Annotated in this window: 22 protein-coding genes; 15 read left to right on the top strand and 7 right to left on the bottom strand. The window is 70.2% G+C overall.

What is annotated here, in order from left to right; genetic code table 11:
- Window positions 1-13: 13 nt before the first annotated feature.
- Both ABZS54_RS10550 and ABZS54_RS10555 read right to left on the bottom strand, forming a co-directional pair.
- Entirely contained in the window at window positions 14-664 is a 651-nt protein-coding gene (locus tag ABZS54_RS10550) for a TetR/AcrR family transcriptional regulator (RefSeq protein WP_020549710.1), read from the bottom strand.
- Window positions 665-668: 4 nt separating this feature from the next.
- A complete protein-coding gene (locus ABZS54_RS10555; protein ID WP_355533166.1) occupies window positions 669-1,472 on the bottom strand; it encodes an SDR family oxidoreductase in 804 nt (267 codons plus the stop codon).
- 215 nt (window positions 1,473-1,687) lie between these two features.
- Here ABZS54_RS10555 and ABZS54_RS10560 point away from each other — a divergent pair, with 215 nt between their 5' ends.
- The 5 genes from ABZS54_RS10560 (at window position 1,688) to ABZS54_RS10580 (ending at window position 7,707) form a co-directional block, all read left to right on the top strand.
- The gene (locus ABZS54_RS10560) at window positions 1,688-2,446 is read left to right on the top strand and encodes an enoyl-CoA hydratase family protein (RefSeq protein WP_355533169.1); all 759 of its coding nucleotides are present in this window, start codon (window positions 1,688-1,690) and stop codon (window positions 2,444-2,446) included.
- A 122-nt stretch (window positions 2,447-2,568) separates the two neighbouring features.
- Window positions 2,569-3,438 (top strand): CoA-transferase, encoded by an 870-nt coding sequence (locus ABZS54_RS10565; RefSeq protein ID WP_355533172.1) that lies wholly within the window; start codon window positions 2,569-2,571, stop codon window positions 3,436-3,438.
- Window positions 3,435-4,205 (top strand): CoA-transferase, encoded by a 771-nt coding sequence (locus tag ABZS54_RS10570; RefSeq protein WP_355533175.1) that lies wholly within the window; start codon window positions 3,435-3,437, stop codon window positions 4,203-4,205. Before ABZS54_RS10565 ends, ABZS54_RS10570 begins: the two co-directional genes overlap by 4 nt.
- Complete coding sequence (locus tag ABZS54_RS10575) at window positions 4,202-5,296, top strand: nitronate monooxygenase (RefSeq protein ID WP_355533178.1); 1,095 nt, start codon at window positions 4,202-4,204, stop codon at window positions 5,294-5,296. Before ABZS54_RS10570 ends, ABZS54_RS10575 begins: the two co-directional genes overlap by 4 nt.
- A gap of 209 nt (window positions 5,297-5,505) precedes the next feature.
- Complete coding sequence (locus ABZS54_RS10580; RefSeq protein ID WP_355533181.1) at window positions 5,506-7,707, top strand: MMPL family transporter; 2,202 nt, start codon at window positions 5,506-5,508, stop codon at window positions 7,705-7,707.
- Between the two features lie 99 nt (window positions 7,708-7,806).
- On the opposite strand, the gene ABZS54_RS10585 is transcribed toward ABZS54_RS10580, so the two are convergent.
- Window positions 7,807-8,973 carry an acetyl-CoA C-acetyltransferase gene (locus ABZS54_RS10585; protein ID WP_355533184.1) on the bottom strand — a complete coding sequence of 389 codons (1,167 nt, stop codon included), beginning with the start codon at window positions 8,971-8,973 and terminating at the stop codon, window positions 7,807-7,809.
- Window positions 8,974-9,163: 190 nt separating this feature from the next.
- Here ABZS54_RS10585 and ABZS54_RS10590 point away from each other — a divergent pair, with 190 nt between their 5' ends.
- Both ABZS54_RS10590 and ABZS54_RS10595 read left to right on the top strand, forming a co-directional pair.
- The gene (locus tag ABZS54_RS10590; protein WP_355533187.1) at window positions 9,164-10,306 is read left to right on the top strand and encodes an acyl-CoA dehydrogenase family protein; all 1,143 of its coding nucleotides are present in this window, start codon (window positions 9,164-9,166) and stop codon (window positions 10,304-10,306) included.
- Between the two features lie 13 nt (window positions 10,307-10,319).
- Window positions 10,320-11,348: an acyl-CoA dehydrogenase family protein gene (locus tag ABZS54_RS10595; RefSeq protein WP_355533190.1), complete on the top strand. Its 1,029-nt coding sequence runs from the start codon at window positions 10,320-10,322 to the stop codon at window positions 11,346-11,348.
- Window positions 11,349-11,433: 85 nt separating this feature from the next.
- Here ABZS54_RS10595 and ABZS54_RS10600 read toward each other — a convergent pair whose 3' ends face one another.
- Window positions 11,434-12,210 (bottom strand): enoyl-CoA hydratase/isomerase family protein, encoded by a 777-nt coding sequence (locus tag ABZS54_RS10600; protein WP_355533193.1) that lies wholly within the window; start codon window positions 12,208-12,210, stop codon window positions 11,434-11,436.
- Window positions 12,211-12,345: 135 nt separating this feature from the next.
- Between ABZS54_RS10600 and ABZS54_RS10605 the strand changes: the two genes are divergently transcribed.
- On the top strand, window positions 12,346-13,977 hold the full coding sequence (locus tag ABZS54_RS10605) for a FadD3 family acyl-CoA ligase (protein ID WP_355533196.1): 1,632 nt from the start codon (window positions 12,346-12,348) through the stop codon (window positions 13,975-13,977).
- A gap of 355 nt (window positions 13,978-14,332) precedes the next feature.
- On the opposite strand, the gene ABZS54_RS10610 is transcribed toward ABZS54_RS10605, so the two are convergent.
- Window positions 14,333-15,172, bottom strand: coding sequence for an enoyl-CoA hydratase/isomerase family protein (locus ABZS54_RS10610; RefSeq protein WP_355533199.1), 840 nt, complete (start codon window positions 15,170-15,172; stop codon window positions 14,333-14,335).
- A 117-nt stretch (window positions 15,173-15,289) separates the two neighbouring features.
- Between ABZS54_RS10610 and ABZS54_RS10615 the strand changes: the two genes are divergently transcribed.
- From ABZS54_RS10615 to ABZS54_RS10645, 7 genes are all read left to right on the top strand, one after another.
- Entirely contained in the window at window positions 15,290-16,237 is a 948-nt protein-coding gene (locus ABZS54_RS10615) for a TIGR03619 family F420-dependent LLM class oxidoreductase (protein WP_355533202.1), read from the top strand.
- A gap of 213 nt (window positions 16,238-16,450) precedes the next feature.
- The gene (locus ABZS54_RS10620) at window positions 16,451-17,239 is read left to right on the top strand and encodes a glucose 1-dehydrogenase (protein WP_355533205.1); all 789 of its coding nucleotides are present in this window, start codon (window positions 16,451-16,453) and stop codon (window positions 17,237-17,239) included.
- Window positions 17,240-17,400: 161 nt separating this feature from the next.
- Window positions 17,401-19,176 (top strand): D-aminoacylase, encoded by a 1,776-nt coding sequence (locus tag ABZS54_RS10625; protein ID WP_355533291.1) that lies wholly within the window; start codon window positions 17,401-17,403, stop codon window positions 19,174-19,176.
- A 196-nt stretch (window positions 19,177-19,372) separates the two neighbouring features.
- A complete protein-coding gene (locus ABZS54_RS10630) occupies window positions 19,373-19,588 on the top strand; it encodes a type II toxin-antitoxin system VapB family antitoxin (RefSeq protein WP_355533208.1) in 216 nt (71 codons plus the stop codon).
- Window positions 19,585-20,004: a PIN domain nuclease gene (locus ABZS54_RS10635; protein ID WP_355533211.1), complete on the top strand. Its 420-nt coding sequence runs from the start codon at window positions 19,585-19,587 to the stop codon at window positions 20,002-20,004. The genes ABZS54_RS10630 and ABZS54_RS10635 overlap by 4 nt, the downstream gene beginning before the upstream one ends.
- Window positions 20,005-20,207: 203 nt before the next feature.
- Window positions 20,208-22,805, top strand: a complete 2,598-nt coding sequence (locus tag ABZS54_RS10640) for a bifunctional FO biosynthesis protein CofGH (protein ID WP_355533214.1) — start codon at window positions 20,208-20,210, stop codon at window positions 22,803-22,805.
- Between the two features lie 186 nt (window positions 22,806-22,991).
- A complete protein-coding gene (locus ABZS54_RS10645) occupies window positions 22,992-24,095 on the top strand; it encodes an ADP-ribosylglycohydrolase family protein (protein ID WP_355533217.1) in 1,104 nt (367 codons plus the stop codon).
- 41 nt (window positions 24,096-24,136) lie between these two features.
- Here ABZS54_RS10645 and nagA read toward each other — a convergent pair whose 3' ends face one another.
- Both nagA and ABZS54_RS10655 read right to left on the bottom strand, forming a co-directional pair.
- Window positions 24,137-25,279 carry an N-acetylglucosamine-6-phosphate deacetylase gene (gene nagA, locus ABZS54_RS10650; protein WP_355533220.1) on the bottom strand — a complete coding sequence of 381 codons (1,143 nt, stop codon included), beginning with the start codon at window positions 25,277-25,279 and terminating at the stop codon, window positions 24,137-24,139.
- A complete protein-coding gene (locus tag ABZS54_RS10655; RefSeq protein WP_355533223.1) occupies window positions 25,276-26,232 on the bottom strand; it encodes an ROK family protein in 957 nt (318 codons plus the stop codon). Before ABZS54_RS10655 ends, nagA begins: the two co-directional genes overlap by 4 nt.
- Window positions 26,233-26,402: the final 170 nt, after the last annotated feature.

The raw sequence follows: 26,402 nt of genomic DNA on the forward strand, positions 1-26,402 counted from the left end.
GGGCAGGGTGGTGCTAACGCGTCGGGGGCTTCTTCCCCGTGACACCCATGAAGACCAGCGTGGACAGCGCCGGACGGACGTCCTTCATCTTGATGTTCCAGGATTCGAAGCCCTTCTGGTGCCCGGCCACCGCCGCCAGCATCGCGACGAGGGTGCCCGCCATGGCGTTCGGCTGCACCTCGTCGCCGACCTTGCCCTTGGCCTGCATGTTCTCGATGGCCTCGGTGAGCGAGCCGGTGACCGCCGTCAGAATCTTCTGACGCACCTTGTAGAAGCGCTTGTCGCCCTCGGCCGAGGCCAGGTCGACGACGCGAAGGATCGGCTCGTAGTCCCGCCAGAATTCGAGGAAGCCGTCGGCCAGGGCCTCGGCGGCGGCGAAGCCGCCCTTGCCGGCCCAGTTCTGGTCCTCGGCGAGAGTCTTCAGACGCTGGCCGTCCTTGGCCATGTCGTTCGCGATTTCGAGGATCGCACTCTCGACGTCCTGAAAGTACTGGTAGAAGGTGGCGGGAGAGGTGCCTGCCATACGGGCGACGTCGATGACCTTGACGTCCCGGTACGGAGACGTGTCGAGCATCTCGCGGAGGCAGTCGAGCAGCTTTTGCCGCGTCGCCTGTCCGCGTCGCCCGGCGACGCGGCCGTCGACGGTGCGAACTTGTCCTGTCATGCCGTCAGTTTACGGGCGCATGATCGGTCTCGCTGTCCGCCGCACGGAGGAAAGCGGGCATTTCCCCGCCACCGTGCATGAGCAGTTCCGCTCCGCTGACGTACCGTGACATCGGCGACGCGAGGAACAGGCACACGTCCGCGACGTCCGAGGGGTCCGCCATCCGACCGAGCGGAATCGTGTCCGCCACACGCTGCACGCCCGCCTCGTCCCCGTAGTGCAGGTGCGCCTGTTCGGTCCGGACCAGGCCCACGATCACGGAGTTGAGCCGGATCTTCGGTGCCCATTCGACGGCCAGCGAGCGAGTGAGCGAGTTCATTCCGGCCTTGGCCGCGCCGTAGGCCGCGGTGCCCGGCGAGGGGCGCACGCCGCTCACGCTGGAGATGTTCACGATCACCCCGCCGGTTTCTTGACGGTGCATCAAGCGGTGGGCGGCCTGCGCGAAATACAGCGGGCCGAGCAGGTTCAGTTCGATGATCGCCTTGGAGAACCGCGGCGACGCGGTGGCCGCGTCGGTCTGCGGCGCGCCGCCCGCGTTGTTCACCAGCACATCCAGCCGGCCGAAGCGTTCCTCGACGAACTCCACGGCGGCGAAGGCCGTGTCGGGGTCGCGCACGTCCGCGGGGGTGTACAGCGCGGTGCGTGCGCCGGCCGTGGGCAGCGTCTCCGGCTCGCGGCGTGAACACACCACCACGTCGGCGCCGGCCGCCAGAAAACGCTCGCTGATGCCCCGTCCGATGCCCTTGCCGCCACCGGTGACGAGTACGACGCGTCCGCTCATGTCGAGCGGGTTGGGCAAGGACGTCATGGCCTGCTCCTGACGGGCTGCGGTGTCGTGGGCGCCACGCTCGCTTCGTCTGGCGTGGGTCGCTCGGGGTCAACTATGGTGGCAGAAATCTGACGATCAGTCAGATCGGGTGGTGATGTGCCTCTCACGACCGGACGGCCGCGTCGGCCGCACCCGCCGGTACATGGGACGTCGCCGGCCGATCCGACGCACGCGGCCGAATGGATCTGGTTGCCATGGCTATCCGTTACGAGGTGCGTGAGGGCATCGCCGAGGTGGTGCTGGACGCACCCCCCGTCAACGCGCTCACCGTCGCCGGTTGGTTCGAGCTCGCGGACCGACTCCGCGACGCGAGCCGCGACCCGCAGGTCCGGGCCGTGGTGCTCCGGGCCGAGGGTCGCGGCTTCAACGCCGGCGTGGACATCAAGGAGATGTCGAATACCGAGGGCTTCGACGCGCTGGTCGCGGCCAACAAGGGCTGCTTCGACGCGTTCGCCGCGGTGTACGACTGCGAGGTGCCGGTCATCGCCGCGGTGCACGGGTTCTGCGTCGGCGGCGGGATCGGTCTGGTCGGCAACGCGGACATCATCGTCGCGTCGCACGACGCGTTCTTCGGCCTGCCCGAGGTGGACCGCGGCGCGCTCGGCGCGGCCACCCACCTGGCCCGGCTGGTTCCGCAACACCGGATGCGACAGATGGTCTACACGTCGGAGAACGCCCCCGCGGCCGAACTCCACGCGTACGGCTCGATCTACAAGCTGGTGGACCGGGACAAGCTGGTCGAGACCGCGTTCGAGGTGGCTCGCGCCATCGCCGCGAAGAGCCCGACCGTCATCCGCGCCGCGAAGGCGTCGCTGAACGGCATCGACCCGGTCGACGTCAAGCGCTCGTACCGCTACGAGCAGGGCTTCACGTTCGAACTGAACCTGACCGGCGTGTCGGACGAACTGCGCGACGCCTTCACCGAGGGCCGCGAAGCGGACACCTCCAAGTGAGCGCCACCGCCTCCCTGCCGGGGGTCCGGGGGTTGCCCCCGGGCGAGCACAGTACCGAGGGCCGCGAAGCGGGCACCCTCAAGTGATGCGGACACCTCGAAGCAGAGACGGAGCAACCATCCATGGCTGACAAGCGCATGACGCCCGATCAGGTCGTCGCACAGCTCTCCGACGGGATGACCGTCGGCATCGGCGGGTGGGGTTCGCGGCGCAAGCCGATGGCCCTGGTCCGGGCCATCCTGCGATCCGACCTCAAGGATCTGACGGTCGTCTCCTACGGCGGCCCCGACGTCGGGCTGCTGGCCCGGGCCGGCAAGGCGAGCAAACTCGTCTACGCGTTCGTGTCGCTCGACTCGATCCCGCTGGAGCCCAACTTCCGCCACGTCCGGGAGAACGGCCTGGTCGAGGCGGTGGAGTACGACGAGGGCATGTTCCTCACCGGCCTGCGCGCCGCCGCCCAGCGGCTGCCGTTCCTGCCCACCCGCGCGGGTCTGGGCTCGGACATCCTCAAGGTCTCGCCGCACCTGAAGACGATCGAATCGCCGTACGGTGACGAGACGTTGGTCGCGATGCCGGCCCTGAACCTGGACGTCGCGCTGATCCACGCGAATGTCGCCGACGAGCGCGGCAATGCCGCGCTGACCGGCCCGGACCAGTTCATGGACGACCTGTTCTGCCTCGCGGCCGAGAAGGCGTACGTCTCGGCCGAGCGCATCGTGCCGAGCGAGGAACTGCTCAAGGCGGCCGGTTGCGTGCACACGCTGACCGTGCACCGGTACATGACGCACGGCGTGGTCGAGGCGCCGAACGGCGCGCACTTCACCGAGTGCCCGCCGGAGTACGGCCGGGACGAGGCGTTCCAGAAGGCGTATGTCACCGCTGCCGCCGACCCCGAGGCATGGGCCGCGTTCGAGCAGCGATTCCTCAAGGTCGAGAGCGAAGCGGCATACCAGGCCGCCGTCGAGGAGTTCAAGAAGGAGACGGCCAAGTGACCGAGACCCTGACCGAGGCCACCCGGGCCGACGTGTGCGTCGCCGCCGTCGCGGACTGCTTCCGCGGCGACGGCGAGATCATCGGCAGCCCCATGGGTGCCGTGCCCACGATCGGCGCCCGGCTGGCCCGTGCGACGTTCGAGCCGGACCTGATGCTCTCCAACGGGGAGTCGTATTTCTTCGAGGGCGACGCCCGACTGGGCGCCCGACCCGACGAGTTCGCCGTGGTCGGCTGGATTCCCTACCGCCAGGTGCTGGACGTGCTCGCCTCGGGTCGGCGGCACGTGATGATGGGCCCGGTGCAGATCGACGCACACGGCAACGCCAACATCTCCGCGATCGGCGACTGGGCCAAACCCAAGCGCCAGGTGCTGGGCTCGCGCGGCGGGCCGGGCAACACGATCAACCACACCACCAGCTACTGGATCCCCAAGCACTCGGCGCGCGTGCTCACGCCGAAGGTGGACATGGTCTCCTGCGTCGGGTACGACCGGGCCGCCGCGGTGGGCTCGGCCGGACGCTTCCACGAGGTCCGACGGGTCGTCACCAACCTGTGTGTGCTCGACTTCGAGACCGAGGCGAAGGTCATGCGGCTGCGCTCGCTGCACCCGGGCGTCACCGTCGAGGAGGTCGTCGAGGCGACCGGCTTCGAGCTGGTGATCCCGGCCGACGTGCCGACCTCGCGGGTGCCCTCGGGCGAGGAACTGCGGATCATCCGGGACGTCCTGGACCCGCGCGGGATGCGGCTGCGCGAGGTGCCCGCGTGACCGGCGCCGAGGGCGGGTTGCACCCGGCGCTGCGCAACGGGTTCACCGAGAAGTTCGGCGTCGACTACCCGATCGTGCAGACCGGCATGGGCTACGTGTCCTACCCCAGGCTGGTCGCGGCCACCGCCGAGGCCGGCGGTCTGGGCATCCTGGCCTCGGCCACGATGACCTACGACGAACTGGTCGCGGCGATCGCGGCGGTGAAGAAGAGCACCACCAAGGCGTTCGCGGTCAACCTGCGCGCGGACGCACCGGACGCGGCCGAGCGGATCGACCTGATGGGCCGCGAGGGCATCGGGGTCGCCTCGTTCGCACAGGCGCCGAAGAAGGACCTGATCAAGCGCGCGCACGACCTGGGCATGCTGGTGGTGCCATCGATCGGCGCCAAGCGGCACGCGCAGAAGGTCGCCGAGTGGGGCGTCGATGGTGTGATCGTGCAGGGCGGCGAGGGCGGCGGGCACACCGGCTCGATCCCGACCACGCTGCTGCTGCCGCAGGTGACCGACGTACTGCGCGGCAGCGACGTCACGGTGATCGCGGCCGGCGGCTTCTTCGACGGGCGCGGTCTGGTCGCCGCGCTGGCGTACGGCGCGGACGCGATCGCGATGGGCACCCGCTTCCTGCTCACCTCGGACAGCCCGGTGGGCAACGCGGTCAAGGACGTCTATCTCGCCACGGATGTCAACGGCACGGTCGTGTCCAAGGAGGTCGACGGCGTCCCGCACCGGGTGCTGGCCACCGACTTCGTCAAGAGGCTCGAACAGCGCTCCGTGGTCGCCCGCTATCCGCGCTCGATCGCCAACGCGCTGAGGTTCCAAAAGCTCAGCGGGACCAAGCTCACCGACATGGTCCGCGAGGGCTTGGCGATGAAGAAGTCGCAGGGGCTGAGCTGGCCGCAGGTGCTGATGGCGGCGAACACCCCGATGTTGCTCAAGGCCGCGATGGTGGACGGGCGTCCGGACCTGGGTGTGATGGCCTCGGGCCAGGTGGTCGGCGTGATCGAGGACCTGCCCTCGTGCGCCGAGCTGATCACCCGGATCACCGAGCAGGCCAGTGGGATCCTCCACGACCTGGAGTCCGCCCGGGTCTGACCGCTCCGCGCCTTACCCGAACGCCGGCATCGCCCCTTCCGGGCGGTGCCGGCGCCGCGTCCGCGCCGGGTCCCCGCTGCGTCCGCACGCACCCGAGGGGTGGGGCTGGACCCACCCCTGATCGGGGGTTCGACGCAGTGTTCCGCGACCGTCGCGCCGACAGACTCGAACTGTCAGCGGGACACAGTGGATCACGAGGGGACCTGACGATGACCAAGCAGCCGGCGACTGTTCGCGTCGCACGATGGAGCGCCACCCACCCGTGGCGGGCGATCACCATGTGGATCGCCTTCGTCGCCATCTGCCTGGTCGTCGGGGGCATGGTGGGCACCGAGAAGACCACCGCGGCGGACATGGGCACCGGCCAGTCCGGCCGGGCCGACGAGATCTCCCGGCAGTACGGCCTCGACGGCGCGGCGAGCGAGAACGTACTGATCACCGCCAAGAACGGCACGCTGGACCGGGCCGCGGCGGACAAGGTCGCCGCCGAGGTCACCACGAAGCTGCGGGCGCTGCCCGAGGTGGCCGACGTGGCCGCGCCGGTCCCGGCCGGCAACGGCCGCGCGCTGCTGGTCCCGCTCACCATGAAGGGATCCGCCGACAAGGCCCAGGACCACATCGACCCGTTGCTGAAGGCGACGGCGAGTGTGCAGAAGGCGCACCCCGAGCTGCGGGTCGAGGAGATCGGCGACGCGTCGATCGGCAAGGGCATCCAGGACCAGATCGGCAAGGACCTCGGTCGGGCCGAACTGTTCAGCCTGCCGGTCACGTTGATCATCCTGATGGTCGCGTTCGGCGCGATGATCGCGGCCGCGGTGCCGGTGCTGCTGGCCATCTCGGCGGTCGGCGCCTCGATCGGCCTGTACGGCCTCGCCTCCGCCGTCTTCCCGGACTCGGGCACCGTCTCCAGCGTGATCACCATGATGGGCATGGCGGTCGGCGTCGACTACTCGCTCTTCTACGTCAAGCGTGAGCGCGAGGAGCGGGCCAAGGGCCGCGGCCGGATCGACGCGATCGAGATCGCCGCCGCCACCTCCGGGCACGCCGTGGTGGTCTCCGCGATTGCGGTGGCCGTCTCGATGGCCGGCATGTACATCGCCGACGACGCGGTCTTCTCCAGCCTGGCCACCGGCGGCATCATCGTGGTCGCGGTCGCCATGATCGGCTCGCTCACCGTGCTGCCCGCGCTGCTGGCCAAGCTGGGCAACCGGATCGACCGGCCGCGAATCCCGATCCTGTGGCGGCTGACCGCCCGCGAGGACCGCGAGCCGCGCGTGTGGAAGGCGCTGCTGCGTCCCGCGCTGAACCACCCCGCGATCACCCTCGCGGTCTCGGTGCTCGCCCTGGGCGCGCTGGCCCTGCCGGCCTTCGGGATGAAACTGCAGAACACCTCCAGCGACGACTTCCCGCGCTCGATGTCCACGATGCAGACCTACGACCGGATGACCGACGCCTACCCGAGCAAGCACAACCCGTACAACCTGCTCGCGCTGGCTCCGCTCGGCAAGGAGAAGGAGACCCGCGCCGCGCTGGACAAGGCGGTCGCGCAGACCCGCGACAACCCGCTGTTCGCCCAGGACCCGGTCGAGGTGCTGGTCTCGAAGGACGGGCGCGCGTTCAAGGCGGACGTCATCACCCCGCACATCTCCAGCTCCGAGGAAGCCAAGACCGCGCTGAAGCAACTGCGCGAGAGCGTGCTGCCGAACACCGTCGGCAAGGTGGCGGGCGCGGAGTTCGCGGTCTCCGGTGAGACGGCCGAGAACAAGGACTTCGCCGACCATGTGCAGGACAAGCTGCCGCTGGTGATCGGCTTCGTGCTGCTGCTGACCTTCGTGATGATGTCGGTGACCTTCCGCTCGGTGGTCGTCGCGCTCACCGCGATCGCGATCAACCTGCTCTCCGCGCTGGCCTCCTTCGGCTTCCTGGTCGTGGTCTTCCAGCACACCTGGGCCGAGGGGATCCTGGACTTCAACTCCAGCGGCGCGATCATCTCCTGGCTGCCACTGTTCCTGTTCGTGGTCCTGTTCGGCCTCTCGATGGACTACCACGTCTTCGTGGTCAGCCGGATCCGCGAGGCGGCCATGCAGGGGATGTCCACCAAGGCCGCGGTCGAGAAGGGCATCACCGGCTCGGCCGGCGTGATCACCAGCGCGGCGCTCGTGATGGTCTCGGTGTTCGTGGTCTTCGGCACGCTGAGCATGCTGGACATGAAGCAGATGGGCATCGGCCTGGCCGCCGCGGTCCTGATCGACGCGATCGTGGTCCGCATCGTGATCCTGCCCTCGCTGATGACGCTCCTGGGCAGGGCCAACTGGTGGCCCAGCCGGATCCCGCGCATCCACGCCCCGCAGCACGCGGCGCCGCAGTACCCCACCGACCACGAGCCGCACGTCTACCAGCGCCAACTCTGATCGCACGGCGCCACCGCCGTCCGCGAACCCCGAAGGGCGCGACCACCGAACCCGGTGATCGCGCCCTTCGGGGTTCGCCTCGCGAGGTCCGACGCCGGGTCAGCCCAGGCGTTCGATGATGGTGACGTTGGCCTGGCCGCCGCCCTCGCACATGGTCTGCAGGCCGTAGCGGCCTCCCGTGCGCTCCAGGTGGTGGAGCAGGGTGGTCATCAACCGGGCGCCGGTGGCGCCGAGCGGGTGGCCCAGGGCGATCGCGCCGCCGTTGGGGTTGACCTTCTCGTGTGGGGCCTTGATGTCCTTCATCCAGGACAGCACCACCGGCGCGAACGCCTCGTTGATCTCGACCGCGTCGATGTCGTCGATGCCCAAGCCGGACTTGGCGAAGGCGTACTCCGTGGCCGGGATCGGGGCGGAGAGCATCTCGATCGGGGACGCGCCACGCACGCTCATGTGGTGGATCCGGGCGCGCGGGGTGAGGCCGTACTGCTTCAGGGCGCGCTCGGAGACGATCAGCAGCGCCGCCGCCCCGTCGGAGATCTGCGACGCGACGGCCGCGGTCATCCGGCCGCCCTCCATCAGCACCTTCAGCTCGGCCATCTTCGCCGGCGTGGTGCCCCGGCGCGGCGGCTCGTCGACCGAGACCAGCGTGCCGTCCACGTCGATCGGCGCGATCTCCTTCTCGAACCACCCGTTGTCGATCGCGTGCAGGGCGCGCTCGTGCGACGCGAGCGCGAAGCGCTCCATCTCCTCGCGGGAGATGTCCCACCGCTTCGCGATCAGCTCGGCGCCGTGGAACTGGTCGACCGGCTCGTCGCCGTAGCGCGCCGCCCAGCCCTTCGAGCCGGAGAACGGGTCGGAGAAGCCGAGCGGCACGGCCGAGGTCATCGCCGATCCGATCGGGATCTGGTTCATGCTCTGCACGCCGCCGGCCACGACCACGTCCTGGGTGCCGGACATCACGCCCTGCGCCGCGAAGTGGATCGCCTGCTGCGACGAGCCGCACTGCCGGTCGATGGTGACCCCGGGCACCGCCTCGCTGTAGCCCGCGGCCAGCCACGCGGTGCGGGCGATGTCGCCGGCCTGCGGGCCGATGGTGTCCACACAGCCGAACACCACGTCCTCGACCACGTCCGGGTCGATCCCGCTGCGCTCGACCAGGGCCTTGATCGCGTGGGCGCCCAGGTCGGCCGGGTGTACCCCGGCCAGGCTGCCCTTCTTGCGGCCGACCGGCGTGCGGACCGCGTCGACGATGTATGCCTCGGCCACTGGGGCCCCCTTGATCCTCGATTGTTCGACTGACGATTTCCCTCGCCCGCGTGTCCGATCGCACGCCGCCCACGGTGTCGCCACACCGCATGGAACGGTTAACCTGACGACCCGTCAGTTATGCTACCCGTGTCCGACCGGGTTTCGACCTGTGTGTCCTCGGTCTCACACCCGTCGAGGGAGTCGCCCAGTGGATCTCGAATTCACCGAGCAGGAGCAGGAGTTCCGCCGGGAGGTGCGTGCTTGGCTGACCGCCAACGTGCCCGCCGAACCACTGCCGTCGATGGACACGCGGGAGGGCTTCCTGGCTCACCAGGCGTGGGAGCGCAAGCTCTTCGACGCGCACTGGGCGGTGGTGTCCTGGCCGAAGGAGTACGGCGGCCGCGAGGCCGGCCTGACCGAATGGCTGATCTTCGAGGAGGAGTACTACCGCGCCGGCGCCCCGGGCCGGGTCAGCCAGAACGGCATCTTCCTGTTCGCGCCGACGGTCTTCGAATTCGGCAGCAAGGAGCAGCAGGACCGCTACCTGCCGAAAATGGCCTCCGGCGAGGAGATCTGGGTCCAGGGCTGGTCCGAGCCGGAGGCCGGCTCCGACCTGGCCAACGTGCGCTCGCGCGCCGACCGCGACGACGAGCGCGGCGGGTGGCTGCTGAACGGGCAGAAGATCTGGAGTTCGCGCGGCACGTACGGACACCGCCTGTTCGGCCTGTTCCGCACCGACCCCGAGGCACAGCGGCACCGCGGCCTGACCTACTTCATGGTCGACCTCGCCGCCGCGGGCGTGACCGTACGGCCGATCCCACAGCTGGACGGGGAGCCGGGCTTCGCCGAGGTCTTCCTGGACGATGTCTTCGTACCGGACGCCGACGTACTCGGCGGGGTGAACGAGGGCTGGAAGATCATGATCGCCACCACCGGCAGCGAGCGCGGCCTCAACCTGCGCAGCCCGGGCCGCTTCGTGGCGCCCGCGAACAAGCTGATCGACCTGTACAAGCAGGACCCACGCCCGGCCGAGCGGGACGCGGTGGTGCGCGCGTGGATGGACGCCGAGGCGTACCGGCTCTTCACCTTCGGCACGGTCACCAAACTCCAGGCGGGCGGCGCGATCGGCGCGGATTCCTCGATCAACAAGGTCTTCTGGTCCGAGATGGACGTCGAGCTGCACGCGACCGCACTGCGCCTGCTCGGCGAGGCGGGTGAGTTGGACGACGGCGACGGCGGCTGGCTGGACGGCTACCTCTTCGCGCTCGGCGGCCCGATCTACGCCGGCACCAACGAGATCCAGCGGAACACGATCGCCGAACGCATCCTCGGCCTGCCCCGAGCGAAGTAGAAGGATTCCGACGATGCGCCTCGCATACACCGAAGACCAGGAACTGTTCCGCGACACGGTCCGCGACTTCCTCGCCGACCGGTGCACCGGCACGGACGTACGCGCCGCGTGGGCCGCCGACAGCGCGATCTCCGCGCGCTGGGCCGAACTCGCCAAGGTCGGCGTGACCGGCATCGTGGTCCCCGAGGAGCACGACGGCCTGGGCATGGGCGACGAGGAACTGGCCGCCGTGCTCGTCGAGACCGGCTACGCCGCGCTGCCCGAACCGCTGCTCGAATCGGCGGTCGCGGTCGGCCTGCTCGCCGAGTTCGCGGCCGACGCCGGGTGGTTGGCCGAGATCGCGGCCGGTCGGGCCACCGCGTCGGTACTGCTGCCCGGCCGGCGGCTCGCGGTCGAGGCGGCCGCCGCCGACGTGCTGGTGATCGGGCTGGCCAACGGCGACCTGCATGTGACCACCCCGGGCGACTGCGAGCTCACCGCACAACGTTCCGTCGACCGCAGCCGCAAGCTCTACACCGTCGGCTTCCAGCCGACCCCGAAGACCCTGGTGGCCTCCGGCGCACAGCGGGCGCTGGCCCGCGCGGCGAACCGCGGCGCGCTCGGCGCGGCGGCGCAACTGCTGGGGCTGACCCGGCGGATGCTCGACATGACGGTGGACTACGCCAAGCAGCGGGTCCAGCGCGGCGTGCGGATCGGCACCCACCAGTCGGTCCAGCACCACCTGGCCAACGTGCTGATCAAGCTGGAGTTCGCCCGCCCGGTGGTGCTGCGTGCGGCCTACTCGCTCGCCCGCGACCTGCCCTCGGCGGACCGCGACGTGTCGATGGCGAAGATCTACGCGGGCGAGGCGGCCGACCTGGCGGCCCGCAACTGCCTCCAGGTGCACGGCGCGATCGGCTACACCGAGGAGCACGATCTCCAGTTGTTCATGAAGCGCGCCTGGGCACTGGGCGCCGCGTGGGGCGACGCGGGCGAACACCGCGACCGCGTCGCAGCCGACCTGCTCGGCGCCGCGCCGGCGCCCACGACGCCCTCGTACTGACACCCGAGACCCGGACGACGCAAGAGGCGGCCGTCGTCCGACCGAGCCCCCGACCCACCTCGGTGGGTCGGGGCCCTCGGCGCGGTCAGCGGACCCGGTAGTCCTTCGTGCGGGTCTGGAAGAGGCCGGCCTGGTCGGACCAGTCGAGGTTGCCCAGTTCGATCATGTGGGGGGCCATGCTCAGGGCCTGGGCGCGGGTGAGGTCGCGGGCTGCCCAGATGGAGCGCACCGAGCCCTGGACGCCGTGTGGAGGGTAGGAGGCGATGGTTTCGGCGGCCCACCGGGCGGTGTCGAGCAACTCGGCGGCCGGTACCACCTGGGACACCAATCCCGTTTCGTAGGCGCGCTTGGCGCTCATCCGCTCGGCGTTGCCCAGCAGGGTGAGCCGCATGACCTCGCCGAGCGGCATGCGCTGCGCGAGGTGCATCGACTCGAAGCCGGACACCATGCCGTATGTGGTGTGCGGGTCGAAGAAGGTCGCCTCCTCCGCCGCGATCACGAACTCGCACTCGCCCAGCAGGTAGAACGCGCCGCCGCAGGCCATCCCGTTCACCGCGACGATGACCGGCTTCCACAGGTCGGAGAACTTCGGTCCCACCTTGAGCATCGGGTCGTCCATCATGTACGGCGACGACGGCTGCGGGATGTCCACACCCCGGTCGATCCCGGTACAGAACGCCTTGTCGCCCGCGCCGGTGAGCACCACACACCGCACGTCGTCGTCGTGCCGCAGCTCACGCCACAGCGAGTGCAGTTCGTCGATCATGGTGATGTCGAACGCGTTGTGCCGGTTCGGCCGGTTCAACGTCACCCACGCGACGCCGTTCTCCTGCTCGTAGCCCAGCGTCTCGAACTTGCGCATGCCTCAGCCCTCAATCATCGGTGACCACCACGTCGCGGTGGTCTGCGTCTCGATCGCCGTGATGCCGCTTCCCAGGCCGCCATGATCTGACGTACCGTCAGGTTCAATCAACCTCTGGCCTCTCCGGGAGCGATCATGCAAGGGGACCTTGAGTGGGGGAGCATCCCTGCTCTCGTCGACAGTGCGGCGGACCGCTTCGGTGACCGTGAGGCCGTGGTGGACGGCAATGTACGGGTCGGCTACGCGGAACTGCGGGACCGCGTCCGGCGTGCCGCCGGTGCCGTCATCGCGGCGGGTGTGGACAAGGGCGATCGAGTCGGCATCTGGGCGCCGAACTCGCTGGACTGGATCGTGTCCGCGCTCGGTGCGCTGACCGCGGGCGCGGTCGTGGTGCCGATGAACACCCGGTACAAGGGTGCGGAGGCCAAGTACGTACTGGCCAAGACGCACGCCAGGCTGCTGTTCGTCTCGGGCACGTTCCTCGGTTCGTCCTATGTCGGCATGCTTCGCCAGGCGGCCGGCGGGGCGGCGGAGGGCCGGGCGTTCGCGGACCTGCCCGAGTTGGAACGGGTGGTCGTGCTCGCCGACACCGCGCCGGACGACTGCGTCGCGTGGGGGGACTTCCTGGCCGGCGGCGACCGGATCTCCGCCGCCGAGGTGGACGCCCGCAAGGCGAGCGTCACCCCCGACGACATCGGCGACATCATCTTCACCTCCGGCACCACCGGGCAGCCCAAGGGCGTGATGACCACCCAGGCGCAGACGTTGCGCGTGTTCGACACGTGGGCGTCGGTGGTCGGCGTCACCGAGGGCGACCGGTACCTGATCGTCAGCCCGTTCTTCCACACCTTCGGGTACAAGGCGGGGATCATCGCGAGCCTGATCAAGGGCGCCACGATGATTCCGCAGGCGGTCTTCGACCTGGACGCCACGATGGCGGTGATCCAGCAGGAGAAGGTCACCGTGCTACCGGGCGCGCCGACGATCTACACCTCGCTCCTGGACGCGGTGGCGCGCGAGGGGGCCGGCAAGTACGACCTGTCCTCGCTGCGGCTCGCGGTCACCGGCGCGGCGGCGGTGCCGTTGTCCCTGGTCACCCGGATGGCGCAGGAACTGGGCTTCGACTCGGTGCTCACCGCGTACGGGCTGACCGAGTCGTGTGGCACGGCCACCATGTGCCGGCAGGGCGACTCGGCCGAGGTCATCTCGTCCACCTCCGGGCGGGCCATTCCCGGCGTGGAGGTGATCACCACGGACGCGGACGGCAAGCCGACGCCGGTCGGCGAGTCCGGCGAGGTGTGGGTGCGTGGGTACAACGTGATGAAGGGCTACTTCGAGGACCCGGAGGAGACCGCCAAGGCGATCGACGCCGACGGCTGGCTGCACACGGGCGACGTGGGCGTGCTGGACGAGCAGGGCAACCTGCGGATCACCGACCGGATCAAGGACATGTTCATCGTCGGCGGCTTCAACGCCTACCCGGCGGAGATCGAGTCGGTGCTCGCGGGGCACCCGGCGATATCGGAGGCCGCGGTGGTCGGTGTGCCGGACGCGCGGATGGGCGAGGTGGGCAAGGCGTACCTGCTGCTGCGGCCGGGGGCGGAGGTCACGGCCGAGGAGGTCATCGCGTTCTGCCGGCAGGAGATGGCGAACTACAAGGTGCCTCGGGCGGTGGAGTTCGTCACCGAGTTGCCGCGGAATCCGGGTGGGAAGGTGTTGAAGTTCGAGCTTCGGGCGCGGGCTGCGGAGGAGGCGGCGCGTCGTTGAGGGCGGGGCGTTGGGGTTGCTTTTGGCCTCAAGCGCCGGCCGGGCTGAGCGGCCTCAAGCGCCGGCCAGGCTGGGTTCGCCTCAAGCGCCGGCGGGGCTGGGTGGCCTCATGCGCCGGCCGGGCTGGGTTCGCCTCAAGCGCCGGCGGGGCTGGGTGGCCTCATGCGCCGGCGGGGCTGGGTGGCCTCATGCGCCGGCCGGGCTGAGTGGCCTCATGCGCCGGCCGGGCTGGGTGGCCTCATGCGCCGGCCGGGCTGGGTTCGCCTCAAGCGCCGGCGGGGCTGGGTGGCCTCATGCGCCGGCCGGGCTGTTGGTCCGGCCGGCGTTTGAGGGCGAATCCGGTTGGGGCGGGGAGTTACCTGCCCTCGAAGTCTGCTGATTTGCGGGCTGCTTTGGCTGCGTAGCCTGCTACCGAGTCGTCGGAGACCAGGGTCAGGGCTGCGGACATCGCGGTCAGGCCCAGGGCCGTGTCCAGGTTGGCGTCGGCGAAGGTGTCGATGCTGCGTTTGATGCCCTGGACGGCCAAGGGGGCGTTGGCGGCGATTTCCTCGGCCAAGGCTCGTGCGGCGCGGTCCAGGTCGGCCACGGGCACCACCTCCTGGACCAGGTTCAGGCGCTCGGCCAGGGCCGCGTCGATCCGGCGGCCGGTCAGCGACAGCAGCTTGGCCCAGCCCGCGCCCGCCTCCCGGGCGATCCGGATGTCGCCGCCCGCGTCCACCGCGACGCCGATCTGCGCCTCGGGCAGCGCGAACCTGGCATCGTCGGCCGCGATCCGGATGTCCGCCATCAACGCGAGCTCGAAGCCGAAGCCCAGGCAGTATCCCTGGACGGCGGCGACCACGGGCTGTGGCAACCGGGCGAAGGTGCGAAAGCGCTCGTGCACCCAGCGCAGGCCCTCGTAGTAGTTGCGGGTGCGTTCGGCGCCGGAGCGGCCGGTGATCGCGCCGCCGGGCGCGGTGACGTCGATGCCCGCGCAGAACGCGCGCCCCTCGGCCCGCAGCAGCACCACCCGGACCCGCTCGTCGAAGCGGATCCGGTCGGCCATGATGCCCAACTGTCGCGTCGCCTCCCAGCTCCACGCGTTCAGCTTGTCCGGTCGACACAGCGTCAGCACCGCGATGCCGGTGGCCTCCTCGATCTCCAGCCGCATCCGCACCTCGGCCTCGTCGACGCTTGGGTCGGTGGTGTTGATCACGGTCCGGTTCCTCCAGGAGCGGTACTTCGGCCTTGTCTGACGACCCGTTAGATCGGAGTATGTGACACGCGTTCGCCACAGTCCAACGATCTCCCTCGATCCCTCGGAGGCACTTTCATGGCCGCGATCCTGCCCCCGGGCACCCTGCACGTCGGCATGCAGCTGCCCATCCAGTCGCAGAGCAAGCTGTACGCGGAGGCATGGGAGGAGACCTCGGGACCGGACGAGCTGGCCGCGATCGCGCAGGCCTGTGACCGGGCCGGCTTCGCGTACATCGCGGTCTGCGACCACACCGCGATCCCGCGCAGCCACGCCGGCGCGATGGGTACCGAGTGGTGGGACACGATGACCACGCTCGGCTGGCTCGCGGGCATCACCGAGCGGATCCGACTGATCAGTCACGTGTCGGTTCTCGCCTACCGGCACCCGATGATGTCGGCCAAGGCGTTCGCGACGCTGGACCGGATCTCCAAGGGCCGGGCGATCGTCGGCGCGGGTGCGGGACACGTCGAGGCCGAGTTCGAGATGCTCGGGGTGGACTTCAAGACCCGGGGCAAGGCGCTCAACGAGGCATTGGAACTGCTCGACCTCGCGCTGCGCGACGAGTACGTGACCTTCGCGGGCGAGCGCTGGCAGGTCGAGGACATGGGCGCGCTGCCGCGTCCGGTGCAGACCCCCCGTCCGCCGATCTGGATCGGCGGCTCGGCGAGCGCGGCGCTCAAGCGGGTGGCCAAGTACGGCGACGGCTGGCTGCCGCAGGGCAGCCCGCGGGCGACCTACCCCGATCAGCTGGCCGAACTGCGGCGCTACCAGGAGGAGGTCGGCCGCGCCGACGAGCGCCTGGACATCGGCGCCATCACCGAGATTCTCTACGTCGGCGAGGCCGGCTGGGACGTCGGGGCGAACACCCTCGCCGGCAGCCCGGACAAGCTCGCCGAGTCGCTGCGCTGGTACGGCGAGCAGGGCGCGAACCAGATCCAGGTCCGCTTCCGCAGCCGTGACCTGGCCGAGCTGCTCGACCAGATCGCACGGTTCGCCGCCGAGGTCGCGCCGAACCTCTCCTGATCGCGGCGCGGCGCGCACCCGCGGGCATCACCCGCACGACGCGACGCGCACGACACGTACATCGCGCACGAGCGCATTACGCAGACCGTGCGCACCGCCCGCGCCCAACGCGCCCAACGCGCCCAACGTGCACCGCACGCTCAACGTGCACACACGCACCGCACACCTTGCGCTGACGCTCCATCAGTCTCCGTTCTCCGAAGGGAAGTTCGCATGGGCAAGCTGGACGGCAGGGTGGTCCTGATCACCGGCGCGGCACGTGGTCAGGGGGTCGTGGAGGCCCGCCTGTTCGCGGCCGAGGGGGCCCGGGTCGTACTCGCCGACATCCTCGACGAGGCGGGCGAGGCGGCGGCGAAGGAGATCGGCGACGCGGCCCGCTATGTACACCTGGACGTGTCGGACGAGGACGACTGGCAACGCGCGGTGCAGGCCGCCGTCGGGGCGTTCGGCAGGCTCGACGGGCTGGTCAACAACGCCGGGATCCTGGCCTTCGACCCGATCGAGGAGATGTCCCGAGCGGCATACCTGCGCATCGTCGAGGTGAACCAGCTCGGCACGTTCCTGGGCATGAAGACCGCACTGCCCGCGATCCGCGCGGCGGGTGGCCCGGGCACGATCGTGAACATCGCGTCCTACGCCGGCCTGGCCGGCATGGAGGGCCTGGTCGCGTACGCCTCCACCAAGGGCGCGGTGCTCGCGATGACCCGAGTGGCCGCTCTGGAGGCCGGACCGGGAATCCGGGTCAACGCGATCTGCCCAGGCGGCGTCCGTACGCCGATGACCAACCCGGGCGACATCGACGGCCTGACCGCACCAACCCCGGCGCCGGGTGAGCCGGACCCGGTGAGTGAGGTGTTCGGCGGCATACCTCTGGCCCGAATCGGCGAGCCGGACGAGATCGCGACCGCCGCGCTGTTCCTGACGAGCCCCGACAGTTCGTACATGACGGGCACCCACATCGTGGTAGACGGCGGTTGGATGGCGGGTGTGAAGCTCTTCTGAGCGGTTTCGAGCCTTTGCGGGCCGTCCCGATCCGCCATCGAGATATGCCACAGTGGCATGACTCGGGTGAGTCCCGTCTCATCCCGCGCGGACCCCTGGCGAGCTGGTACATCTGACGTACCATCAGTTTCGTGGGTGGGCGGGGCCGGGCATGCGCAGGCATGCGGTCGGCCGCGCTCGCGGGCAACACCGAGGGCAGAAGGAGCTTCGCCATGCTGGACCACGTCATCACCGGAGCCACCGTCGTCGACGGGACGGGCGCGCCGTCCTTCCTGGGTGACGTGGGCATCAGAGACGGGCGGATCGTCGCCGTCACCCCCGCCGGCGGCATAACCGAAGAGGCCGCGAGCACCGAGAACGCCGAGGGCCTGATCCTGGCTCCCGGGTTCGTCGACCCGCACACCCACTACGACGCTCAACTGCACTGGGACCCGTACGCCACGCCCTCGGTCAACCACGGCGTGACCACGATCATCGGCGGCAACTGCGGCTTCACGCTCGCGCCGCTCAAGGCCGAGGACGCCGACTACACCCGGCGGATGATGGCCAAGGTCGAGGGCATGGCGCTGCCCGCGCTGGAGAACGGCGTGGACTGGAGCTGGGAGACGTTCGCCCAGTACCTGGACAAGCTGGAGGGCCGGATCGCGGTGAACGCCGGTTTCATGGCCGGGCACTGCGCCATCCGCCGCTACGTGATGGGCACCGACTCGGTCGGCAAGGAGGCCTCGCCCGAACAGGTCGCGGCGATGGTGGTGGAACTGGGCAAGGCGATGGAGGCAGGCGCGCTCGGCTTCTCCACCGGTCAGTCGAACCACACCGACGGCGACGGCAACCCGGTCCCGTCCCGGGCCGCGACGCCGGCCGAGATCCTGGCGCTGTGCGAGGAGGTCGGCAAGCACGAGGGCACCCAGTTGGAGGTCATCGTCGCCGGCTGTCTGGACAAGTTCTCGGACGAGGAAATCGACCTGCTGGTCAAGATGACCACGACGGCCGGTCGGCCGATGAACTGGAACGTGCTCACCGTCGACGCCGCCGCGCCCGACCGCGCGCCGCGCCAGATCTACGCGTCGGAGAAGGCCAAGGAGGCGGGCGGGCGGATCGTCATCCTGACCATGCCGGTCCTGGTCCCGATGAACATGTCCTTCCTGACCTACTGCGCGCTCAACCTGATCCCGGGCTGGGGCCCGATCCTGTCGCTGCCGGTGCCCGAGCGCATCGCCAAGTTGCGCGAAGCGGACGTGCGCGCGGAGATGCTGCGCAACGCGGACAGCCCCGAGGCGGGCGTCTTCCGCCGGCTCGCCGACTTCGGCCGCTACGTGATCGGCGACACCTACTCCGAGGCCAACAAGGGCCTGTCCGGCCGAGTGGTCGCGGACATCGCCAAGGAGCGCGGCCAGGACGACTTCTGGACGCTGGTGGAGATCTGCATCAACGACGATCTGCGCACGGTGTTGTGGCCGATGCCCACCGACAACGATCAGGCGTCGTGGGACCTGCGGCAGCAGGTGTGGGACAACGAGCACGTGATCCTGGGCGGATCGGACGCCGGTGCGCACCTGGACCGGATGTGCGGTGCCACCTACACCACCCGCTTCCTGGGCGACATGCTGCGCGGCCGCAAGCTGGTCTCGCTCGAGCGCGCGGTGCGGATGCTCACCACCGAGCCGGCCGAACTGTTCGGCCTCAAGGACCGCGGCCGGATCGCCGAGGGCTTCCACGCCGACCTGGTCCTGTTCGACCCGGCCACCGTCGGCTCCGGCCCGGCCCGGCTGATGCACGACCTGCCGGGCGACAGCCCGCGACTGACCAGCGAGTCCACCGGCGTGGTCAGCGTTCGGGTCAACGGCGTGGAGACCGTGCGCGACGGCCGGACCACCGGCGCCGCCAACGGCACGCTGCTGCGCTCCGGCAAGGACACGGTCACCGTCTCGGTCTGACCCACCGCAAGACTCGGCGGCGTGCGGGGGTCCTCCCGTACGCCGCCGCTCCATGTCCGGGCGGAGATCCGTTCGCATCGGTGGACGGTTCGGAAACCCGGAACCCGGCTGTCCCCGTTGGGGTGATCCCTCGGGAATACCGGGTGAATTGCCCGAGTGTCTCCTATGCTGTATGGGATATATACGGGAGGTATGTATGACCAACACTGTGATCGATATAGACGATGAGGCACTGGCAGAGGCCATGGTCCTGCTTGGCACCAAGACCAAGAAGGACACGGTGAACACGGCCTTGCGAGAGGTCGCCATGCGTCGCCGGCGTCGCCAGGCGATGGCCGACATGCAGCGATCGGCAGCCGAGGGTGGCATCGACCTGGAGTTCCTGAGCGACAAGAGGAACTACCGCAGTTGATCGTCGCCGACTACCTGATCGACACGAGTGCGGTGTGGCGCCTGTTGCGGGACACCGACCTCGTGTTGCCGTGGCACGCCGCCATTGACGCGGGACTCGTTGGCATCTGCCCGATGTCCGAACTGGAGATCCTGCGGAGCGCTCGCAGTCCGAGCGAGGCCGCCGACTGGGACGACTGGCTCGGCAATGCCTACTTGCCGTACGAGACGGACGAGCGCGATATTCGGCGAGCTCGGACCGTGCAGCAAAAGCTGATGCACACCGGCTCGCATCGTGCGCCCGGGCCGAGTGATCTGATCATCGCCGCGACTGCCGAGCGGCACCGTCTGGCGCTGCTGCACGACGACAACGACTTCGAGGCGATTGCGAAGGTCACCGGGCAGGCCTTGGCCCGGGTCACCGGCTTGTTGCCGTAACGGCCGACGACTTGCGATCGGGTCGCCCGCCGGCCACGTGACGTGCGACACGAGTCGCAATGCCCTCGATCGAGCGCGCCTACCCTTGGTCTGTTCGGGGGGCGACGTCGCGTCGGCTCCCGTTTGTCGGTTGGACGGAGCGTACAAGGTGCGGTCGGCCCGCCGATCCAGCCCGAGCAACAGCGACGACAGTGAGGTGTCGCATGACCCCGACCCCCAACGAGGGACGTCCCACCGAGAGTTCGATGCGGCGAGCGCTGCGGCGAGCCCGAGACGGGGTCATGCTCGACGTCTCGGAAGCGGCCGTGCTGCTGCACGCGCGCGACGCGGACCTGGCGGACCTGAGTCGGTCGGCCGCGCGGGTGCGCGACGCCGGCTTGGAGGCGGTCGGCCGCGCCGGGGTGATCACGTACAGCCGAAAAGTGTTCATCCCGCTGACCAGGCTGTGTCGTGACCGCTGCAACTACTGCACCTTCGTCACCGTCCCCGGCAAGCTCAGGCGCGAGGGCCACGGGATGTTCCTCAGCCCCGACGAGGTGCTGAAGATCGCTCGCGACGGCGCCGCGCTCGGTTGCAAGGAAGCCCTGTTCACGCTCGGCGACCGGCCCGAGGACCGCTGGCCCGAGGCGCGCGAGTGGCTGGACGCGCACGGGTACGACGACACGCTCGCTTACGTGCGGGCGATGTCGATCCGGGTCCTGGAGGAGACAGGTCTGCTGCCGCACCTCAACCCCGGGGTGCTCTCCTGGACCGACTTCCAACGGCTCAAGCCGGTCAGCGCGTCGATGGGGATGATGCTGGAGACCACCGCGACCCGGCTGTGGTCCGAGCCCGGCGGCCCGCACCACGGTTCGCCGGACAAGGAACCGGCCGTGCGGCTGCGGGTATTGGAGGACGCCGGACGCTCGAACGTCCCGTTCACCACCGGCCTGTTGATCGGCATCGGCGAGAACATGACCGAGCGGGCCGAGTCGATCTTCGCGATGCGCAAGGTCGCCCGGCAGTACGGCTCGATCCAGGAAGTCATCCTGCAGAACTTCCGGGCCAAGCCGGACACCGCGATGCGCTCGACGCCGGACGCCGACCTGGTCGAGCTGGCCGCTGCGATCGCCGTCTCCCGGATCGTGATCGGCCCCAAGGTCCGGGTGCAGGCCCCGCCGAACCTGATCGGCGAGGAGTACGCGCTGATGATCGCGGCCGGCATCGACGACTGGGGCGGTGTCTCGCCGCTGACTCCCGACCACGTCAACCCCGAACTCGCCTGGCCGCAGATCGAGTTCCTCGCGGCGCGGACCGCCGAAGCGGGCTTCACGCTGCGTGAGCGGCTCAACGTCTACCCCGAGGTGATCCAGCGCGGCGAGCCGTGGGTGGACCCGCGGGTGCTGCCGCACGTGCGCGCGCTGTCCGACCCGCGGACCGGGCTCGCGATCGAGGGCAAGTGCCCCGAAGGGCTGCCCTGGCAGGAGCCCGAGGACATCTTCGCCGCCGCGACCGGCCGCACCGACCTGCACGTGAGCATCGACACCACCGGCCGCACCACCGACCGCCGGGACGACTTCGACAACGTGTACGGCGACTGGGAGTCGTTGCGCGAACAGGTCGCCGACAGCGCCACGGGATCGGTGGTCCGGCTCGACTCGGACGTCAAGGCGGCGCTCGGCCAGGCCGCCGCCGACCCGAGCCGGCTGACCGACGACCAAGCCCTCGCGCTGTTCCACTGCGACGGCGTCGCGATGGACGAACTCGCGCGGATCGCCGATGACTTGCGGCGTGCGGTGAACGGCGACGCGATCACCTACATCGTCAACCGCAACATCAACTTCACCAACGTCTGCTACACCGGCTGCCGCTTCTGCGCGTTCGCCCAGCGGCGCACCGACGCGGACGCGTACACGCTCTCCCTGGACCAGGTGGGCGAGCGGGCCGAACAGGCCTGGGCGGTCGGCGCGACCGAGGTGTGCATGCAGGGCGGCATCCATCCCGATCTGCCCGGCAGCGCCTACTTCGACATCGCGCGCGAGGTCAAGAAGCGCGTACCGGACATGCACGTGCACGCGTTCTCGCCGATGGAGGTGGTCAACGGCGCGACCCGGACCGGGATGTCCATCCGCGACTGGCTGACCGCCGCCAAGGAGGCGGGCCTGGACACCATTCCCGGGACCGCCGCCGAGATCCTCGACGACGACGTGCGCTGGATCCTGACCAAGGGCAAGCTGCCCGCGGCGACCTGGGTCGAGGTGGTCACCACCGCACACGAGCTGGGCATCCGCAGCTCGTCGACGATGATGTACGGGCATGTGGACACGCCCTCGCACTGGCTGGGCCACCTGCGCCTGCTCGGCCGCATCCAGGACGAGACGGGCGGCTTCACCGAGTTCGTCACGCTGCCGTTCGTGCACACCAACGCGCCGGTCTACCTGGCCGGCATCGCCCGCCCGGGCCCGACGCTGCGGGACAACCGGGCCGTGCACGCGATGGCCCGGATCCTGCTGCACGGCAAAATCGACAACATTCAGACCAGCTGGGTCAAGCTCGGCGTCGAGGGCACCAACCTGATGCTCGAAGGCGGTGCGAACGACATGGGCGGCACGCTCATGGAGGAGACCATCTCCCGGATGGCGGGCGCCGACAACGGCTCCAAGAAGTCGATCGCCGAACTGGAGGCGATGGCCGCCTCGCTCGGCCGGCGCGCCCGACAGCGCACGACCACCTACGGCGAGGTGAGCGCCGAGCGTCAGGAGGTGGCCCGTCGCCACGACGCCGAGGTCGAGAAGATCATGCTCCCGATCCTGACCAACTGAGCACGCGTGGCCCCGGGGACGGCACGTCGTCCCCGGGCCCGCGCGGACGACGCCGGCCGATCGGGCCCGCTCCCGCTTCCCGCCGGCCGAGAACACCTTGACCACACGATGCCGGACGCGTGTACGACCCCTGGGTGACCCGCCGCCGGTACGCTGCGGTGGGGTGTCGGGGGAGGGAGAACACACATGGCCGCACTGTGGTCCAGAGACCGGTTGCAGGACTTTCGGGCACGGGTACGGGGGTGCCTGGTCGGCGGCGCGATCGGTGACGCGCTCGGCGCGGGCATCGAGTTCCTCAGTCTCGCGGAGATCCGCGCACAACACGGCGCCGACGGCGTCGTGGGCTATGTGACGGCGTATCACCGGCACGGCGCGATCACCGACGACACGCAGATGACGTTGTTCACGGTGGAGGGCCTGATCCGCGCGCACGTGCGGCGCGACACCGGGGCCTGGCATCCGCCGACCGACCTGCACGGCGCGTATCTGCGCTGGAAGGCGACGCAGAGCGAGTGGGGGCCGGACGAGCGCAAGGACGAGGGCTGGCTGGTCCGCGAGGAGTGGTTGTACAGCTCGCGTGCGCCCGGGTCCGCCTGTCTGCGCGGTCTGGAGGACGAGAGCGTGATGGGCACGCTGGAGCGGCCCAAGAACCCCGATTCCAAGGGATGCGGGGCGGTGATGCGCTCGGCGCCGTTCGGCCTGCTGGTCGGCTGGCGTCCCGAGCTGGTCTTCCAACTCGCGGTGGAATGCGCGGTGCTGACGCACGGTCACCCTACCGGCTACCTCTCGGCGGGCGCGTTCGCGGTGATCGTGCACGCGGTCATGCAGGGTGCGCCGCTGGAGGAGGGCGTGCGGGTGGCGCTGGATCTGGTCAAGGCCCGTCCCGAGCACACCGAGACGGCCCGCGCGATCGAGGCGGCGCTGGCCGCGGTGCGCACCGGGGTGCCGTCGGCGGAGCGGGTGGAGGCACTGGGCCAGGGCTGGACGGCCGAGGAGGCGCTGTCGATCGGGCTGTACTGCGCGCTGGTGGCGCCGGACATGCGCACCGGGCTGCTGCTCGCGGTCAATCACGGTGGCGACAGCGACTCGACCGGGTCGATCTGCGGCAACCTGCTGGGCGCGATGCACGGCGATACCGTGCTGCCCGCCGACCTGGTCGCCGAGTTGGAGGGTCGCGGCGCGATCCTGGAGTTGGCCGACGACTTCGCGATGGAGATGACGCAGGGCACCACGCTGCACGGCCCCGAGGCCGGCGAGACCTCCTGGGCCAAGCGCTACCCGCCCAACTGAGGCCCGGCCGCCTTTACTTCGAGGCGGCCGGAGCTCGGCGATCAGGGTCGGCGGTGGTCCACCCACGTGCCGCCGGCCATCACCGCGCGCACCCGCAGTGCGTCGTCGAGCACCACCAGGTCGGCCCGCTTGCCCGGCTCCAGGGTGCCGACCCGGTCGGCGATGCCCAGTGCCCGGGCGGGAGTCGCGGACAACGAGCGGACCACGTCGGCGATCGGCAGGCCGCCCGCGACGCCGTTGCGCAGCGCCCGGTCCAGCGTCAGCGTGCTGCCCGCGATCGAGTCGCCGTCGGCCAGCCGGGCCACGCCGTCGACCACGTCCACGGTCATCACACCCAGCGGATACACGCCGTCCGGCATACCCGCCGCGCCCATCGCGTCGGTGATGAACGCGACCCGGTCCGGGCCCGCGCTCGCGTACGCCAGGTTGACCACACTGGAGTGCAGGTGCACGCCGTCGTTGATCAACTCGACCACCGCGTCACTGTCCTGGAGCAGGGCGGTGACCGGTCCCGGCTCGCGGTGGTGCACGCTGCGCATCGCGTTGAACAGGTGGGTGGCCACGCTCGCGCCCGCCGCCAGCGCCGCGCGCGTCTCACGGTGGGTGCCGTCGGTGTGCCCGACCGCGGCGATCACCCCCTCGTCGGCCAGTCGGCGCACCAGCTCGACGCCGCCGGTCAGTTCGGGGGCCAACGTGAGCATCCGGATCGCGCCGCTGCCCGCCTTCAGCAGCGCGGTGACCTCGTCCCGGTCGGGTGCGCGCAACTGGGTCGGATCGTGCGCGCCGCAGCGGGCCGCACTCAGGTACGGGCCCTCCAGGTGCAGCCCGGCCAGCCGGCCGTCGTGCACGAGCGGGGCCAGCTCGGAGACGATCCGCAGCAGGTCCGCCGGGGACGCGGTGACCAGGCTCGCGACCGTGGTCGTGGTGCCGTGCGAGCGATGGAATTCGGCCACCCGCAGCGCCTCGTCGGGATCGCCGGAGGTGTACGAACCGCCGCCGCCCCCATGGACGTGCATGTCCACGAAGCCGGGCACGATCCAGCCGCCCGCGACGTCGACCACCGGCTCGGGACCGGCCGGCAGGCCCGGGCCCGCGAAGGCGATCCGATCACCGACCACGCCCACCGAAGCGCCCTCGACCACCCCTGAGGGCAGCACCACTCGCGCATTGCCGAGTACCGTCACCCGCGCACCTCCAAGGTGTCCCACGCGATCAGGCCGGCGCCTCGGCAACCGGCCTCGTCCCCGAGCGCCGCGGTCACCAGCGGCGGCACGTGTTGGACCACGGCGCGCTCGGCGAGCAACGTCCGCAAGGGGTTGAAGAGTTGTTCCCCGGCGAGGGAGAGCCCGCCGCCGATCACCAGCAACTTCGGGTCGTACAGCGCCAGACCGGTGAGCAGGCCGTCCGCGAACGCGGACAGACCCTGGCCCCACACGGCCGCCGCGACCGTGTCGCCGGCCGCCACCCGGGCGACCACCTGGGCCGCGCTCAGCGGCGGGTCGTCGCCCGGTGCGGCCTCCGCGAACGCGTGCGCGATGGCGGGTCCGGAGAAGTGCGCCTCCAGACAGCCGACCGCCCCGCACGTGCATCTGCCGCCGCCCGGACGCACGGTGATGTGGCCGATCTCGCCCGCCTGTCCGTGTCCGCCCGGGTAGGGGCGACCGTTCAGGACGAGCACCGAGGCGAGCCCGGTGCCGATCGCCACGAACAGGAAGTTGTCGCAGTCGCGTCCCGCGCCGAGCCGGCCCTCGGCCAGCGCGCCGGTGCGCACGTCGTGGCTCAAAGCAGCCGGTAGGCCGAGCCGGTCCGCGATCAGCGAGCGCAGCGGCACCTCGCGCCACTGGATGCTGGCCGACCACACCGCGACCCCCGCCGGATCGTCCACGATCCCCGGCACCACGACGCCCGCCGCCCGCGGCACGCCACCGAGGTCGACCGCCCGCTCGCGCAGTGCGGCGGCGAAGTCGACGATGCCCGCGACCACTGCGTTGGGGCCCGCGGTCCGGCCGGTGGGCCGCCGCTCGCCGTAGACGAGGTTGCCGCCCGCGTCGACCACGCCGCCCTTGATGTCGGTGCCGCCGACATCGAGTGCGACGACGCAGTCCGCGCCGGACAATTCGGACGGCGGGGTGTTCACGTGCGGCATCGGCGTCTCAAGTCTGGTAGATGGGGCAGATTGTGAGCCCGAGGGCGGGTGGATCCGAGAATGCGCGTTTGTGCTCACTGGATAGCAGTTGAAAACATGAACATGCAACAGCATCGTCGAGTGAGCGGCGGTTCCCGGAAACCCCGATGCTCGACACGTGC

Origin of the sequence: Embleya sp. NPDC005575 (assembly GCF_040605455.1) — a bacterium.
Lineage (GTDB): Bacteria > Actinomycetota > Actinomycetes > Streptomycetales > Streptomycetaceae > Embleya.

Bases quoted from the DNA above. Each gene is read 5' to 3' on its own strand.
- ABZS54_RS10630 (WP_355533208.1), top strand. From the start codon at position 19,373: ATGACCAACACTGTGATCGATATAGACGATGAGGCACTGGCAGAGGCC.
- ABZS54_RS10640 (WP_355533214.1), top strand. From the start codon at position 20,208: ATGACCCCGACCCCCAACGAGGGACGTCCCACCGAGAGTTCGATGCGG.
- ABZS54_RS10555 (WP_355533166.1), bottom strand. From the start codon at position 1,472: ATGACGTCCTTGCCCAACCCGCTCGACATGAGCGGACGCGTCGTACTC.
- ABZS54_RS10550 (WP_020549710.1), bottom strand. From the start codon at position 664: ATGACAGGACAAGTTCGCACCGTCGACGGCCGCGTCGCCGGGCGACGC.
- ABZS54_RS10620 (WP_355533205.1), top strand. From the start codon at position 16,451: ATGGGCAAGCTGGACGGCAGGGTGGTCCTGATCACCGGCGCGGCACGT.
- ABZS54_RS10600 (WP_355533193.1), bottom strand. From the start codon at position 12,210: ATGCGCAAGTTCGAGACGCTGGGCTACGAGCAGGAGAACGGCGTCGCG.
- ABZS54_RS10560 (WP_355533169.1), top strand. From the start codon at position 1,688: ATGGCTATCCGTTACGAGGTGCGTGAGGGCATCGCCGAGGTGGTGCTG.
- ABZS54_RS10645 (WP_355533217.1), top strand. From the start codon at position 22,992: ATGGCCGCACTGTGGTCCAGAGACCGGTTGCAGGACTTTCGGGCACGG.
- ABZS54_RS10625 (WP_355533291.1), top strand. From the start codon at position 17,401: ATGCGGTCGGCCGCGCTCGCGGGCAACACCGAGGGCAGAAGGAGCTTC.
- ABZS54_RS10580 (WP_355533181.1), top strand. From the start codon at position 5,506: ATGACCAAGCAGCCGGCGACTGTTCGCGTCGCACGATGGAGCGCCACC.
- ABZS54_RS10565 (WP_355533172.1), top strand. From the start codon at position 2,569: ATGGCTGACAAGCGCATGACGCCCGATCAGGTCGTCGCACAGCTCTCC.
- ABZS54_RS10605 (WP_355533196.1), top strand. From the start codon at position 12,346: ATGCAAGGGGACCTTGAGTGGGGGAGCATCCCTGCTCTCGTCGACAGT.
- ABZS54_RS10595 (WP_355533190.1), top strand. From the start codon at position 10,320: ATGCGCCTCGCATACACCGAAGACCAGGAACTGTTCCGCGACACGGTC.
- ABZS54_RS10615 (WP_355533202.1), top strand. From the start codon at position 15,290: ATGGCCGCGATCCTGCCCCCGGGCACCCTGCACGTCGGCATGCAGCTG.